We start from the raw sequence: 13,356 nt of genomic DNA, 5'->3' as shown, positions 1-13,356 counted from the left end.
CTTGCTCGCGAAAGCGGTGTGTCGGTCAAAAGATATGCTGACTGATCCACCGCTTTCGCGAGCAAGCCCGCTCCCACATGTACGGTGTTTCAGGCATAAAAAAATGGGGCGCATTCAATGCGCCCCATTTTTTGTTAAAGCTTCAGATCAAAACGCAGGCAATACCGCGCCTTTGTACTTCTCAAGAATGAACGCTTTGACTTCCGGGCTGTGCAGCGCAGCAACCAGTTTCTTCATCGCCTCGCTGTCCTTGTCGTCCGGACGAGCCACCAGGATGTTCACGTACGGCGAGTCGCTGCCTTCGATGACCAGTGCGTCCTTGGACGGATCGAGCTTGGCTTCCAGCGCGTAGTTGGTGTTGATCAGCGCCAGGTCGACCTGGGTCAGCACGCGCGGGATGGTCGCGGCTTCCAGTTCACGGAATTTCAGGTCCTTGGAGTTCTCGGTGATGTCCTTCACGGTCGACAGGATGTTGTTCGGTTCCTTCAACTTGATCAGGCCAGCCTTCGCCAGCAGCAACAGCGCGCGGCCGCCGTTGGTGGCGTCGTTCGGAATCACCACGTTGGCGCCGCCCGGCAATTCGGTCAGTGCCTTGTACTTGCTGGAGTAAGCGCCCAGCGGCTCAATGTGCACACCGGCAACGGCGACCAGGTTGGTGCCCTTGGCCTTGTTGAACTCATCGAGGTAGGGCTGGTGCTGGAAGAAGTTGGCGTCCAGACGTTTTTCCGCCACCTGCACGTTCGGCTGAATGTAGTCGGTGAAAACTTTGACCTTCAGGTCCACGCCTTCCTTGGCCAGCGCCGGTTTCACGAATTCGAGGATTTCTGCGTGCGGGACCGGGGTCGCAGCGACGGTCAGCGTTTCGTCGGCCTGGGCGGAAAACGCCGCTACAGCAGCCAATACGACGAGTAGTTTCTTCATTCAGCTAACTCCATATGAGGCGCCCGTTTGGCGCCTGCCAGCGAATGGCCGGCTCATGACTTATTTACGTGAACTGTTTATTTTCTAGAAAAATGCACAACCAATTTGTCGCCAACGGTTTGCAGCACCTGGACCAGCACCAGTAGCAACACCACCGTCACCACCATGACATCGGTCTGGAAACGCTGGTAGCCGAAGCGGATCGCCAGGTCACCCAGACCGCCAGCGCCGACCACGCCGGCCATGGCCGTGTAGGACACCAGTGTAATCGCCGTCACCGTAATCGCCGCGAAGATGCCCGGGCGGGCTTCTGGCAGCAAGGCATTGGTGATGATCTGACGCGTCGTCGCGCCCATGGCCTGGGTGGCTTCGATGATGCCGCGATCCACTTCACGCAACGCGGTTTCCACCAGTCGTGCGAAGAACGGCGTGGCACCCACCACCAGTGGCGGGATCGCACCGGCGACACCCAGCGACGTACCGGTGATCAGCACCGTGAACGGAATCATTACGATCAGCAGGATGATGAAGGGCAGCGAACGCAGGATGTTCACCACCAGCGACAACATCGCGTAGACGCCTTTGGCTTCCAGCAACTGACGCGGGCTGCACAGGAACAGCAGCACGCCCAGTGGCAAGCCGAGCAACACGGTGAACAACAACGAACCGCCGAGCATCAGCAATGTGTCGCCGGTGGCCAGCCAGATTTCGAACCAGTCGATATTGGCAAAGAATGCAGTCAGGGCTTCCATTAGCGCAGCACCTCCATGTGGACGTCAGCCGCGGTGAAACGGGCAAACGCCGCGTCCATGTCGCCACCGGTGACGGCCAGGGTGAGTTGCCCGTAAGGGACGTCTTTGATGCGGTCGATACGACCGGCCAGGATGCTGTAGTCCACACCGGTTTCCCGGGCGACGGTGCCCAGCAACGGCGCGTAGGTCGCTTCGCCCTGGAAGGTCAGACGCACGATGCGGCCCGGCACGTGAGCGAAGTCATCGCGCTGCTCGCTTTCGTCGATCTGCTCGTCCTCCTGCACGAAGCGCTTGGTGGTCGGGTGCTTGGGATGCAGGAACACCTCGGCCACCGAACCTTGCTCGACGATCACACCGGCGTCCATCACCGCGACCTGATCGCACACACGGCGGATCACGTCCATCTCGTGGGTGATCAGGACGATGGTCAGTTTCAGCTCGCGGTTGATCTCGGCCAGCAATTGCAGGACCGACGCCGTGGTTTGCGGATCCAGGGCGCTGGTGGCTTCATCGCACAGGAGGATTTTCGGCTTGGTCGCCAGGGCGCGGGCAATGCCGACGCGCTGCTTCTGGCCACCGGACAACTGCGCTGGGTACTTCTTGGCGTGGTCGGACAAACCCACCCGCGCCAGCAACTCGGCCACGCGCAGGTCGATCTCGCTGCGCGACAGCTCGCCAGCCAGGATCAGTGGCAATGCGACGTTGTCAGCCACAGTCTTGGACGCCAGCAGGTTGAAGTGCTGGAAGATCATCCCGACTTGCTGACGGAAGCGCCGCAGGCTGTTGGCGTCCAGCGCGGTGACTTCTTCGCCGTCGACGAAGATCTTGCCGCCGCTGGAATTCTCCAGGCGATTGATCAGGCGCAGCAGGGTACTTTTCCCCGCACCGGAATGGCCGATCAGGCCGAATACCTGACCGTTCTCAATCGTCAGACTGGTCGGATGCAGGGCGGGAATATCCTTACCGGCGACGCGGTAGGTTTTATGGACGTTTTGAAACTCGATCACGTAGCGAACCTTGTGGGGCGCGTTAGAAAAGGATCAGCGGTTAGCCGGGCGCGCATTTTAGCCTGTCCGTATAGAGGTTATTAGCATTTATTCCGCATTCAACCTTCGATTTGGCAATAACGCGATCAAAGGTCATAAAAAAGGAACGGCTAAAAACCCCATCAGTCACTAATAAGGCAACTCGAAAACGCCCCCGGTGCCGTGCCTGGGGAATGCACAAGAATCCTGGCTACGGCGGGAATCGCAACGAGGAGTTTAGACTGATGAGTAACAAGAAGCCTGCCCCCGGCAAAAGCGCATTGGCCGGTACTGACACCCTGGACCGCGGCAACACCAATACCAAGCTCGACAGCCTGGAGAAATTTCGCTCCGACGCCACCGAACAGGCCCTGCGCACCAACCAGGGCGTGAAGGTTTCGGACAATCAGAACACCCTGAAAGTCGGCGCCCGCGGTCCTTCGCTGCTGGAAGACTTCATCATGCGTGAGAAAATCACGCACTTTGACCATGAGCGCATCCCGGAACGCATCGTCCATGCCCGCGGGACCGGCGCGCATGGTTATTTCCAGACGTACGAAAACCATTCCGTGCTGACCAAAGCCGGTTTCCTGCAGGATCCGGGCAAGAAGACGCCGGTGTTTACGCGTTTCTCCACGGTACAAGGCCCTCGAGGGTCAGGCGATACCGTGCGGGACGTACGAGGTTTCGCCGTGAAGTTCTTCACCGACGAGGGCAACTTCGATCTGGTGGGCAACAACATGCCGGTGTTCTTCATTCAGGACGCGATCAAGTTTCCGGACTTCGTACACGCGGTGAAACCGGAGCCACATAACGAGATTCCCACTGGGGGCTCGGCTCACGACACCTTCTGGGACTTCGTCTCTCTGGTACCGGAATCGGCGCACATGGTGATTTGGGCCATGTCCGACCGGGCCATCCCGAAAAGCCTGCGCAGCATGCAGGGCTTCGGTGTGCACACGTTTCGGCTGATCAACGCAGAAGGCAAATCGCGCTTCGTCAAATTCCACTGGCGCCCCACCGCGGGCACGTGTTCGCTGGTGTGGGATGAGGCGCAGAAGCTGGCCGGCAAAGACACCGACTTCCACCGTCGCGACCTCTGGGAAGCCATCGAGATGGGCGATTACCCGGAGTGGGAACTCGGCGTGCAGATCATCGAAGAGGAAAACGAGCACGATTTCGACTTCGACATCCTCGACCCCACCAAGCTGATTCCCGAAGAAACCGTACCCATTACACCGCTGGGCAAAATGGTGCTGAACCGCAACCCGGACAACTTCTTCGCCGAAACCGAGCAGGTTGCGTTCTGCCCGGGCCACATCGTACCGGGGATCGATTTCTCCAACGATCCGTTGCTGCAAGGTCGGCTGTTTTCCTACACCGATACGCAGATCAGCCGACTCGGCGGGCCGAATTTTCATGAGATCCCGATCAACCGGCCAGTAGCGCCGTTCCATAACGGTCAGCGCGATGCGATGCACCGAACCACCATCGACAAGGGCCGTGCAGCTTACGAGCCGAACTCCATCGACGGCGGCTGGCCCAAAGAAACTCCGCCCGCCGCGCAGGATGGTGGCTTTGAGACCTATCCGGAGCGTATCGACGCCAACAAGATCCGGCAGCGTAGCGAATCGTTTGGCGACCACTTCTCCCAGGCACGCCTGTTCTTCCACAGCATGAGCAAGCACGAGCAAGAACACATCATCTCGGCGTACAGCTTTGAACTCGGCAAAGTTGAGCGTGAAGCCATTCGGGCACGCGAGGTGAACGAGATCCTCGCCAACATCGATCTGGAGCTGGCCAAACGCGTGGCCGCCAACCTTGGCTTGCCAGCGCCGAAAGCCGGGACGGTCGAGGTGCCAAAAACCTCCCTGGAGCGCTCGCCGGCCCTCAGTCAGGCCAATTTGCTGCCAGGTAACATCAAAACCCGCAAAGTGGCGATTCTTGCAGCCAACGGTGTCGATGGTGCCGCGATTGATGCGATGAAGAAGGCGCTGCAGGCCGAAGGCGCGCACGCTAAATTGCTGGGGCCGACCTCTGCACCGGTGAAAACCGCTGATGGCAAAATGTTGCCCGTGGACGCGTCGATGGAAGGTCTGCCTTCGGTGGCGTTCGATGCGGTGTTTGTGCCGGGTGGCGCGGCGTCGATCAAGGCGTTGAGCGGTGATGGCGTGGCATTGCATTACCTGCTGGAGGCGTACAAGCACTTGAAGGCGATTGCGCTGCATGGCGAGGCGAAGCAATTGCTGGATGTGTTGAAGCTGGAGGTTGATGCGGGGTTGATCGTCGGGGCGGATGCGAAGTTGATCAAGCCGTTTTTTGCGGCGATCGGACAGCATCGGGTTTGGGATCGGGAGCCTAAGGCCAAGGCGATTCCGGCCTAGTTCTTTATTGCAGGAAGGACGCCTTCGAGCAAGCCCGCTCCCACATTGGATCTGTGTCGAACACACAACCTTGTGGGAGCGGGCTTGCTCGCGAAGCTTTTAGGGTTTACGCGGACTCAGGACCATCTGCGCCGGAATGTTGCGCAGAATTTGCTTTTCCAGCTTCAGATCGAAGTCCGGATCGAGCTTCTTCACCCGCTTGGTCAGCAACGTGGCCAGCCAAGGATAATCATCGGTGCGCGGTGCCTGAATGCTCACGTCGCACTGATAATTCACCACATCAGCGGCGATGGCATCCAGTTGACGACGAAGTTTTGCCATATCGTTGAGGTTCAATGCAACCGTGGTGCTTTCAGCGGTCGGATCAATCACCTTCGCCTGGGGCTTGGCCTCAGCGGCTTTCAAATCGGCTTCCGCTTTATCCAACTCGGCTTTGCGAGCCGAGACGATGGCGTTATTGACCCCACCGGTCAGTGCCGGCGCTTTCGGCATCAGGACCCGAGCACGGCTCAGCGCGGTGGCGGCGGCATTCACATCACCTTTTTGCAGGACGATCTGGCTACGACGCAGATAGGCCTCGGCCAGTTGCCGTTGGTATTGCTCAAGGGATTGATCGTTGGGGGACTGGGCCTGCAAGGTGGCCAATTGATCTTCGGCGGTGGCCAACTCGTTGCTGGCCAGGCTTTGTTCCAGCTGTGTGATGGCCGTAGCTCGCGCATCCGTGGCTTCGGTGGCCGCCGGTGGCGTGCTTTGGCAGGCGCCCAGCAGCAAGGAAAATGCGACAAGGAGCAGATAACGTGAGGCGAACGGCTTCATTCCTGCGACTCTCTATTTGCGCAAAAAACGAGCAAGTCTACACCCCTCGACGGGGCAGGACAAAACTCAGCAGAAACAGTGCGGCCGCCGTCACAACAATCGAGGGGCCCGCCGGCGTGTCCTTGAACCACGACAGTGCCAGCCCGCCACAGACCGCGAGCATGCCCAGCAGGCTCGCGCCCAGTGCCATCTGCTCCGGTGAGCGGGCGTGACGTTGTGCCGCAGCTGCCGGGATGATCAGCAGCGATGTAATCAGCAAAACGCCGACGATTTTCATCGCCACCGCGATCACCACGGCGATCAATAGCATCAGGGCCAGACGCAACGACGCCACTGGCAACCCTTCAACCTTGGCCAACTCTTCATGCACCGTGATGGCCAGCAACGGCCGCCACAAGATCACCAGCAACGCCAGTACCGCCGCGCTGCCGCCGAGGATCCAGGCCAGATCGGTCGGGCTGATCGCCAGCAAGTCGCCGAACAGATACGCCATCAGGTCGATCCGCACTTCGTGCATGAAGCTTAGTACCACCAGGCCCAGAGAGAGCGTGCTCGGTGCGAGAATTCCCAAAAGGGTGTCAGACGCCAGCGGTTGGCGTTGTTGCAAGGTCACCAGCAGCACCGCCAACAGCAAGCACCCAACGGTCACCGCAACGGTGGGGCTGACGTCCAGCAAGAATCCCAGCGCTACGCCGAGCAAGGCTGCATGGGACAAGGTGTCGCCGAAATAGGCCATGCGCCGCCAGACCACGAACGAACCCAGCGGGCCCGCCACCAGCGCCAAAGCCAAACCTGCAAGCAGGGCGTAGAGCAGAAAATCAGCCATGCTTGCAGCTATCTCCGTGAACGTGGGGTTGAGCCGCCGTGACGACCGAGCCATGCAGGTCATGGGCGTGGTCGTGGTGGTGGTGATAAATCGCCAGGCTTTGGGCGTTCTTGCCGAACAGTTCGACGAAGGCCGGATCGCCGCTGACTTGTTCAGGATGGCCGGAGCAACAGACGTGGCGATTGAGGCAAACCACCTGATCAGTGGTGCTCATCACCAGGTGCAGATCATGGGATACCATCAGCACGCCGCAGCCGTGACGGTCGCGCAGCCGTGTGATCAGGCTATAGAGTTCGGCTTGGCCGGCGACGTCGACGCCTTGCACCGGCTCGTCGAGCACCAGCAATTCCGGCTCGCGCAGCAGCGCCCGGGCCAGCAGCACACGCTGCATTTCACCACCGGAAACACTTTGCACCGGGCTGTCGATCACCTGTTCGGCACCGACTTCCTTGAGTGCGGACAGCGCCATGGCACGGTCCACACCCGGCACCAGCCGCAAGAAGCGCAACACCGAGAGCGGCAGCGTCGGATCGACGTGAAGTTTTTGCGGCATGTAACCCACGCGCAGTTTCGGCTTGCGCCACACCGTGCCGCTGTCCGGCTTCAACAGACCGAGCACCGCGCGCACCAGCGTGGTCTTGCCGGCACCATTAGGGCCGATCAGCGTGACGATCTGCCCCGGCTCGACGCTCAGCTCGATGTTATCCAGCACGGATTGCCCGGCAAACGTGACGGCAACCTGCTCGAGGCGGATCAGCGCGTTGCTCATCAAGCCCCCTGGCAGCCCGAGCAGAGACCGACCACTTCAACGGTCTGGCCTTCGACGATAAATCCAACATCCTTGGCACTGCCCACGATGGCGTCGCTGATGGACTTCTGTTCGAGCTCAATGGCGGCGTGGCATTCGCGGCAAATCAGGAACTGCCCCTGGTGGGCGTGCCCCGGATGGTTACAGCCGACGAAGGCGTTCAGCGAGGAGATGCGGTGTACGAGGCCGTTTTCCAGGAGGAAATCCAGCGCACGGTACACGGTGGGCGGCGCGGCACGACGGCCATCCTGCTCACTGAGCACCGCGAGAATGTCGTAGGCCCCCAGCGGTTTGTGGCTTTGCCACACCAGTTCCAGCACCCGCCGGCGCAAAGCGGTCAGGCGCAGCCCCTGACGTGCGCACAGGACATCGGCCTCGGACAAAGCGCTATGCACGCAATGAGAGTGGTCGTGGGGACGGCTGGCAATCGGTGTTTTAGGCATGAGCGGCGACGAGTTTTGTGAGAGACGTTATTATGTTACCCGTTCTCGCCTCTTCGAGTGGTCATCGTGTCCCGACTTTTTTCTATCTTTGTCGCATTCATCGCAAGTTTTCTGCTGATCGGTTCGGCGCACGCGGAGGTCAAAGTCCTCACCAGCATCAAGCCCCTGCAGTTGATTGCCGCTGCGGTGCAGGACGGCGTGGCGATTCCGGAAGTGTTGCTGCCGCCGGGGGCTTCGCCGCATAACTATGCCTTGCGCCCTTCCGACGTACGGAAGGTGCAATCGGTCGATCTGCTGTACTGGATCGGGCCGGACATGGAAGGTTTCCTGCCGCGCGTGCTCAATGGTCGTACGCTACCAAGCGTCGCCGTGCAGGATTTGCCGGGACTGAAATTGCGCCGCTTCGCCGAAGACAGTCACTCCCACGCGGAAGAAGCCGATGAGCATGACCACGATCACCGCCCTGGCAGCCTCGACGCGCATTTGTGGCTGTCACCGGTCAATGCCCGAGTGATTGCCGCCAAAATGGCCGCTGACCTGAGTGCGGTGGATCCCGCCAACGCGGCGCGTTATCAGAGCAACGTCAAAGCTTTCGACGAGCGACTGGATGCGTTGGACCTGCGTCTGAAGGCACGGCTCGCCGGGATCGCGGGTAAGCCATACTTCGTGTTCCACGAAGCGTTCGACTATTTTGAAGACGCCTATGGCCTGAAACACACCGGCGTATTCAGCGTCGCCGCCGAAGTCCAGCCCGGCGCCCAGCACGTCGCGGCGATGCGCGCGCGGTTGCAGGAAGTCGGCAAGACCTGCGTGTTCAGCGAGCCGCCGTTGCGTCCACGCCTGGCAGAGACGCTGGTCGCGGGTTTGCCGGTGAAACTGGCGGAACTGGATGCGCTGGGCGGGTACACGCCAGCGACGGCTCAGGGGTATGAGCAGGTGCTGGAGAAGCTAGGGAATGATTTGGCCGGGTGCCTGGAGTCGCTGTAACACCGACATTTGTGTCGCCCCCATTCGCGAGCAAGCCCGCTCCCACATTGGAACTGCGCCAGCCACAGAATTTGTGTGCACAGGAGATCAAATGTGGGAGCGGGCTTGCTCGCGAAGCTTTTAAAGGGCAAACGGCAGCGGTGTGCTGACCTTTTGCCGCTGCGCCAACCGCAGCTGAAACTCCATCGGGTCATGAATCAACACGTCCTGCCCGGCGAACGATTCCGCCGCGATCAACCGCGATAACCAAAACCGCACACACGCCACGCGCAGCATCGTCGGCCACAGCTCGGCTTCTGCCGCCGTGAACGGACGCAACGCTGCATAAGCCCCCAGCAACGCCCGCGCTCGCGGCCCATCGATCAAACCGTCGTCGTCCGAACACCAGTCGTTCAATGCAATCGCCACGTCGTAGAGCATCGGCCCCGAACAGGCGTTGTAGAAGTCGATCAACCCGGTCAGGTGCGTGCCTTCGAACATCGCGTTATCGCGGAACAGGTCGGCGTGGATATTGGCCCGCGGCAACGCCAGGATTTTTGCCTTCTGCTCGCCGATTTCATCCAGCGCCCGTTTCAGCAAATCGCTTTGTTCGGCGTTTAGATGGGAGAGAAACTGCGTGCCCTCCTCCAGCATCCAGTCCAGACCACGATCGGTTTTGCGCTTGATCATGTTCGCCTGGGTCGCCAGGTGCAGGTGTGCCAGCAACTCGCCAACCTGAGCGCAGTGCTGCGCGTTGGCCTGCTTGATGTGCTTGCCGGCCAGCCGTGGTTGCAGCAGCGCTGGCTTGCCGGCCAGTTCGCGCAGGGCAACGCCGTCGGTGGTGCGCAGGGCGTAAGGCACCGGCAAATCAGCCTCGTGCAGGACGTCGAGCAGCTCAATGAAGAACGGCATTTCATCGACCGGGCCACGCTCGACCAGGGTCAGGACGAATTCGCCCTGCTCCAGGCTGATAAAGAAATTGGTGTTTTCGCTACCGGCAGCAATCCCCTGGAAATCAAGCAGGCGGCCGAGGCCATAAGGGGCGAGAAAAGCTTCCAGCTCGGGCCGAGCCAGGGGGGTGAACACAGACATGTTTAAACTGCCAGTACGGGCGCCGCTCGTGAGCCGGCGCCGATTGAAATTAAGAAACTACTTCCACTCAAAAATTTTCCACGCCGGAATCAGCATATCCGGCTGATCCGAGCGGATGAAGTTTGCATCTGTCCCGTCCGCGCGCACCAGAAAATACGGCGGCGCGCCCTTCGGGGTGACCTTGATGGCATACAGGAAACCGTTTTGACGGTACTCCTGAATGACCTTGTCCCCTTCCGTGTGGATCGTGACTTCTGGCTCAGACTTTGAAACATCGCCCGCCGCCATGACGGCCAATGGCGCGATTGCAAACAAGCCAGCCAGCAACAGGCGATTTAGTGTGCGCATGATAACCTTGTCCCTTTGTCGTCAACGGTCCCGCTATTCTAGCGCCGGACCCGCCGAAAAGGTTGATCCTGCTCATGAGCCAAGCCCCCCTCGTCCTGGTGGACGGTTCTTCTTACCTGTACCGCGCCTTTCACGCGCTGCCGCCGCTGACCACGTCCAAAGGCCTGCCGACCGGTGCGGTCAAGGGCGTATTGAACATGCTCAAGAGTCTGCGCAAGCAGTACCCGGACAGTCCGTTCGCCGTGGTGTTCGACGCCAAGGGCGGGACGTTTCGCGATGACATGTATGCCGAATACAAAGCCAACCGTCCGAGCATGCCCGACGATATGCGCGTGCAAATCGAGCCGCTGCACCAGAGCGTGATCGCTTTGGGCTTCCCGCTGCTGTGCGTCGAAGGCGTCGAGGCCGATGACGTGATCGGCACCCTGGCCCGCAGCAGCGCGGCGGCGGATCGCCCGGTGATCATTTCCACCGGTGATAAGGACATGGCGCAACTGGTCGACGGCCACATTACCTTGGTCAATACCATGACCGGTAGCAGCATGGACGTGGAGGGCGTGAAGGAGAAATTCGGAGTCGCTCCCGAGCAGATCATCGATTATCTGGCCCTCATGGGCGACTCTTCCGACAACATCCCGGGCGTTCCCGGCATTGGCCCGAAGACCGCTTCCGGCCTGTTGGTCGGCGTGAATGGCGGCCTGACCGAGCTGTATGCACAGCTCGACATCGTCCCGACCCTGCCGATTCGCGGCGCGAAAACCCTGCCGGCCAAGCTTGAAGAGCACAAGGAGATGGCGTTCCTCTCCTATCAACTGGCGACCATCAAGATCGACGTGCCGCTGGACATCGGACTCGATGACCTGCAAATGGGCAAGCCGGATCACGACAAGCTCGCCGAGCTGTATACCCTGCTGGAGTTCAAGAGCTGGTTCGAAGACAACCAGCGCGATGCCAAGCGCTCCGGGCAGGAAGTGACCGCGCCGGTGGTTGAAGAAGTCGCCGCCGAGACTGAGCTCAAGTACACCACGATCCTCACCCAGGCCGATTTCGACCTGTGGCTGAAAAAGCTCAACGACGCCAAGCTGATCGCCTTCGACACCGAAACCACCGGCGTTGATGCGCAGCAGGCGCAACTGGTCGGCCTGTCTTTCGCTGTACAAGCCAACGAAGCAGCCTACATCCCGCTGACCCATTCCTACATGGGAGTGCCGGATCAGTTGGACCGCGACACGGTACTTCGCGCGCTGAAACCGATCCTGGAAGACCCGAACAAGCTCAAGGTCGGCCAGCATGCCAAGTTCGACATGAACATCCTGGCCAACTGCGCCATCGGCGGTGATCAGAGCTGCGGGATCACCGTGCGGGGCATCGCTTTCGACACCATGCTCGAATCTTACGTGCTGGATTCCACGGCGACCCGGCACGACATGGACAGCCTGGCGCTCAAGTACCTGAATCACACCACCACCAGTTTCCAGGACATCGCCGGCAAAGGCGCCAAGCAGCTGACCTTTGACCAGATCTCTCTGGAACTGGCCGGGCCTTACGCCGCCGAAGACGCCGACGTGACCCTGCGCCTGCACCAAACCCTGCAGGAAAAACTCAATGCCATCCCGAACCTGAGCAAAGTCCTGAGCGAAATCGAAATGCCGCTGGTGCCGGTGCTGGCGCGGATCGAACGCCAAGGTGCGTTGGTCGACGCCAACTTGCTGGGCATTCAGAGCGTGGAACTGGGCGAGAAGATGGTCGCGCTCGAGCGTGAGGCGTTCGCCATCGCTGGCGAAGAATTCAATCTCGGCTCGCCCAAGCAATTGGGCGTGATCCTGTACGAAAAACTCGGTCTGCCGGTGCTCAGCAAAACGGCCAAGGGCCAGGCCTCCACCGCAGAAGCCGTGCTGGCGGAACTGGCCGAACAGGATTTCCCGCTGCCAAAAGTGCTGATGCAGTACCGCTCGATGAGCAAGCTGAAAAGCACCTACACCGATCGGCTGCCGGAACAGATCAACCCGCGCACCGGGCGGATTCACACCTCTTATCATCAGGCTGTCGCGGCGACCGGGCGTTTGTCGTCCAGTGATCCGAACCTGCAGAACATTCCGATCCGCACCGCCGAAGGCCGGCGCATTCGTCAGGCGTTTGTTGCCCCCACAGGCTACAAATTGCTGGCGGCGGACTATTCACAGATCGAACTGCGGATCATGGCCCACCTCGCGAAGGACGAAGGTTTGCTGCACGCGTTCCGTAATGACCTGGACGTGCACAAGGCCACCGCCGCTGAAGTCTTCGGCGTGGAACTGGCCGACGTCACCACCGATCAGCGACGCAGCGCCAAGGCGATCAACTTCGGTTTGATCTACGGCATGAGCGCGTTTGGCCTGGCCAAGCAGATCGGCGTGGATCGCAAACAGTCTCAGGCCTACATCGACCGTTATTTCGCCCGCTATCCGGGCGTGCTGCAATACATGGAGCGCACACGCGCCCAGGCGGCCGAGCAAGGTTTCGTGGAAACGATCTTCGGTCGACGCTTGTACCTGCCGGAAATCAACGCGAAAAACCCGGCCCTGCGCAAAGGTGCCGAACGCACAGCGATCAACGCCCCGATGCAAGGCACGGCGGCGGACATCATCAAGAAGGCCATGGTGGCGGTGGATAACTGGCTGACCTCGTCAGGGCTCGACGCCAAAGTCATCCTGCAGGTGCACGATGAATTGGTGCTTGAGGTGCGTGAGGATCTGGTCGATCAAGTTCGCGAGGAAATTCGACTCCACATGAGCAATGCGGCGAAGCTGGACGTGCCGCTTCTGGTGGAGGTGGGGGTGGGAAATAACTGGGATGAGGCTCACTGAGCCGTCTGAACAGGCGTTTCTGCTGCGGCATAGTGCCGCGGCAGAAGGTTGATGCGCTCATATTTCGAAAGGTACAGAGGATTATTCCAAATGGATTTGGAACTTCTCAGGAACTAATCTCGTCAACCG

Annotated in this window: 12 protein-coding genes; 3 read left to right on the top strand and 9 right to left on the bottom strand. The window is 60.1% G+C overall.

What is annotated here, in order from left to right; translation table 11 throughout:
* Positions 1 to 147: 147 nt before the first annotated feature.
* The 3 genes from EAH78_RS03105 to EAH78_RS03095 form a co-directional block, all read right to left on the bottom strand.
* The gene (locus EAH78_RS03105) at positions 148 to 921 is read right to left on the bottom strand and encodes a MetQ/NlpA family ABC transporter substrate-binding protein (protein ID WP_140665444.1); all 774 of its coding nucleotides are present in this window, start codon (positions 919 to 921) and stop codon (positions 148 to 150) included.
* A 77-nt stretch (positions 922 to 998) separates the two neighbouring features.
* Positions 999 to 1,673: a methionine ABC transporter permease gene (locus EAH78_RS03100; RefSeq protein ID WP_027926140.1), complete on the bottom strand. Its 675-nt coding sequence runs from the start codon at positions 1,671 to 1,673 to the stop codon at positions 999 to 1,001.
* Positions 1,673 to 2,680, bottom strand: coding sequence for a methionine ABC transporter ATP-binding protein (locus EAH78_RS03095; protein WP_140665440.1), 1,008 nt, complete (start codon positions 2,678 to 2,680; stop codon positions 1,673 to 1,675). The genes EAH78_RS03100 and EAH78_RS03095 overlap by 1 nt, the downstream gene beginning before the upstream one ends.
* 212 nt (positions 2,681 to 2,892) lie before the next feature.
* On the opposite strand from EAH78_RS03095, the gene katE reads away from it, so the two are divergent.
* Entirely contained in the window at positions 2,893 to 5,082 is a 2,190-nt protein-coding gene (gene katE, locus EAH78_RS03090) for a catalase HPII (RefSeq protein ID WP_140665437.1), read from the top strand.
* A gap of 99 nt (positions 5,083 to 5,181) precedes the next feature.
* Here the strand turns inward: katE and EAH78_RS03085 are convergent, their stop codons facing one another.
* The 4 genes from EAH78_RS03085 to zur are packed head-to-tail and all read right to left on the bottom strand — an operon-like array spanning position 5,182 to position 7,975.
* Positions 5,182 to 5,898, bottom strand: a complete 717-nt coding sequence (locus EAH78_RS03085; RefSeq protein ID WP_140665432.1) for a PA5502 family lipoprotein — start codon at positions 5,896 to 5,898, stop codon at positions 5,182 to 5,184.
* A 37-nt stretch (positions 5,899 to 5,935) separates the two neighbouring features.
* Positions 5,936 to 6,724 carry a zinc ABC transporter permease subunit ZnuB gene (gene znuB / locus EAH78_RS03080; protein WP_140665429.1) on the bottom strand — a complete coding sequence of 263 codons (789 nt, stop codon included), beginning with the start codon at positions 6,722 to 6,724 and terminating at the stop codon, positions 5,936 to 5,938.
* Positions 6,717 to 7,493, bottom strand: a complete 777-nt coding sequence (gene znuC, locus EAH78_RS03075; protein ID WP_027926145.1) for a zinc ABC transporter ATP-binding protein ZnuC — start codon at positions 7,491 to 7,493, stop codon at positions 6,717 to 6,719. The genes znuB and znuC overlap by 8 nt, the downstream gene beginning before the upstream one ends.
* Positions 7,493 to 7,975 carry a zinc uptake transcriptional repressor Zur gene (gene zur / locus EAH78_RS03070; RefSeq protein ID WP_140665426.1) on the bottom strand — a complete coding sequence of 161 codons (483 nt, stop codon included), beginning with the start codon at positions 7,973 to 7,975 and terminating at the stop codon, positions 7,493 to 7,495. The genes znuC and zur overlap by 1 nt, the downstream gene beginning before the upstream one ends.
* 66 nt (positions 7,976 to 8,041) lie before the next feature.
* Between zur and EAH78_RS03065 the strand changes: the two genes are divergently transcribed.
* Positions 8,042 to 8,962 carry a zinc ABC transporter substrate-binding protein gene (locus EAH78_RS03065; protein ID WP_140665424.1) on the top strand — a complete coding sequence of 307 codons (921 nt, stop codon included), beginning with the start codon at positions 8,042 to 8,044 and terminating at the stop codon, positions 8,960 to 8,962.
* Positions 8,963 to 9,082: 120 nt separating this feature from the next.
* On the opposite strand, the gene EAH78_RS03060 is transcribed toward EAH78_RS03065, so the two are convergent.
* Both EAH78_RS03060 and EAH78_RS03055 read right to left on the bottom strand, forming a co-directional pair.
* Positions 9,083 to 10,033, bottom strand: coding sequence for a homoserine kinase (locus EAH78_RS03060; RefSeq protein ID WP_140665421.1), 951 nt, complete (start codon positions 10,031 to 10,033; stop codon positions 9,083 to 9,085).
* A gap of 57 nt (positions 10,034 to 10,090) precedes the next feature.
* On the bottom strand, positions 10,091 to 10,381 hold the full coding sequence (locus EAH78_RS03055) for a DUF2782 domain-containing protein (protein WP_140665418.1): 291 nt from the start codon (positions 10,379 to 10,381) through the stop codon (positions 10,091 to 10,093).
* A gap of 74 nt (positions 10,382 to 10,455) precedes the next feature.
* Here EAH78_RS03055 and polA point away from each other — a divergent pair, with 74 nt between their 5' ends.
* Positions 10,456 to 13,227, top strand: coding sequence for a DNA polymerase I (polA, locus tag EAH78_RS03050; protein WP_140665415.1), 2,772 nt, complete (start codon positions 10,456 to 10,458; stop codon positions 13,225 to 13,227).
* The last annotated feature ends 129 nt before the right edge of the window (positions 13,228 to 13,356 follow it).

The sequence above is a fragment of the Pseudomonas arsenicoxydans genome, from assembly GCF_006438915.1.
Lineage (GTDB): Bacteria > Pseudomonadota > Gammaproteobacteria > Pseudomonadales > Pseudomonadaceae > Aquipseudomonas > Aquipseudomonas arsenicoxydans_A.
The sequence above is the reverse complement of the archived record's forward strand: the minus strand, read 5'-3'. Positions and strand labels throughout refer to the sequence as shown.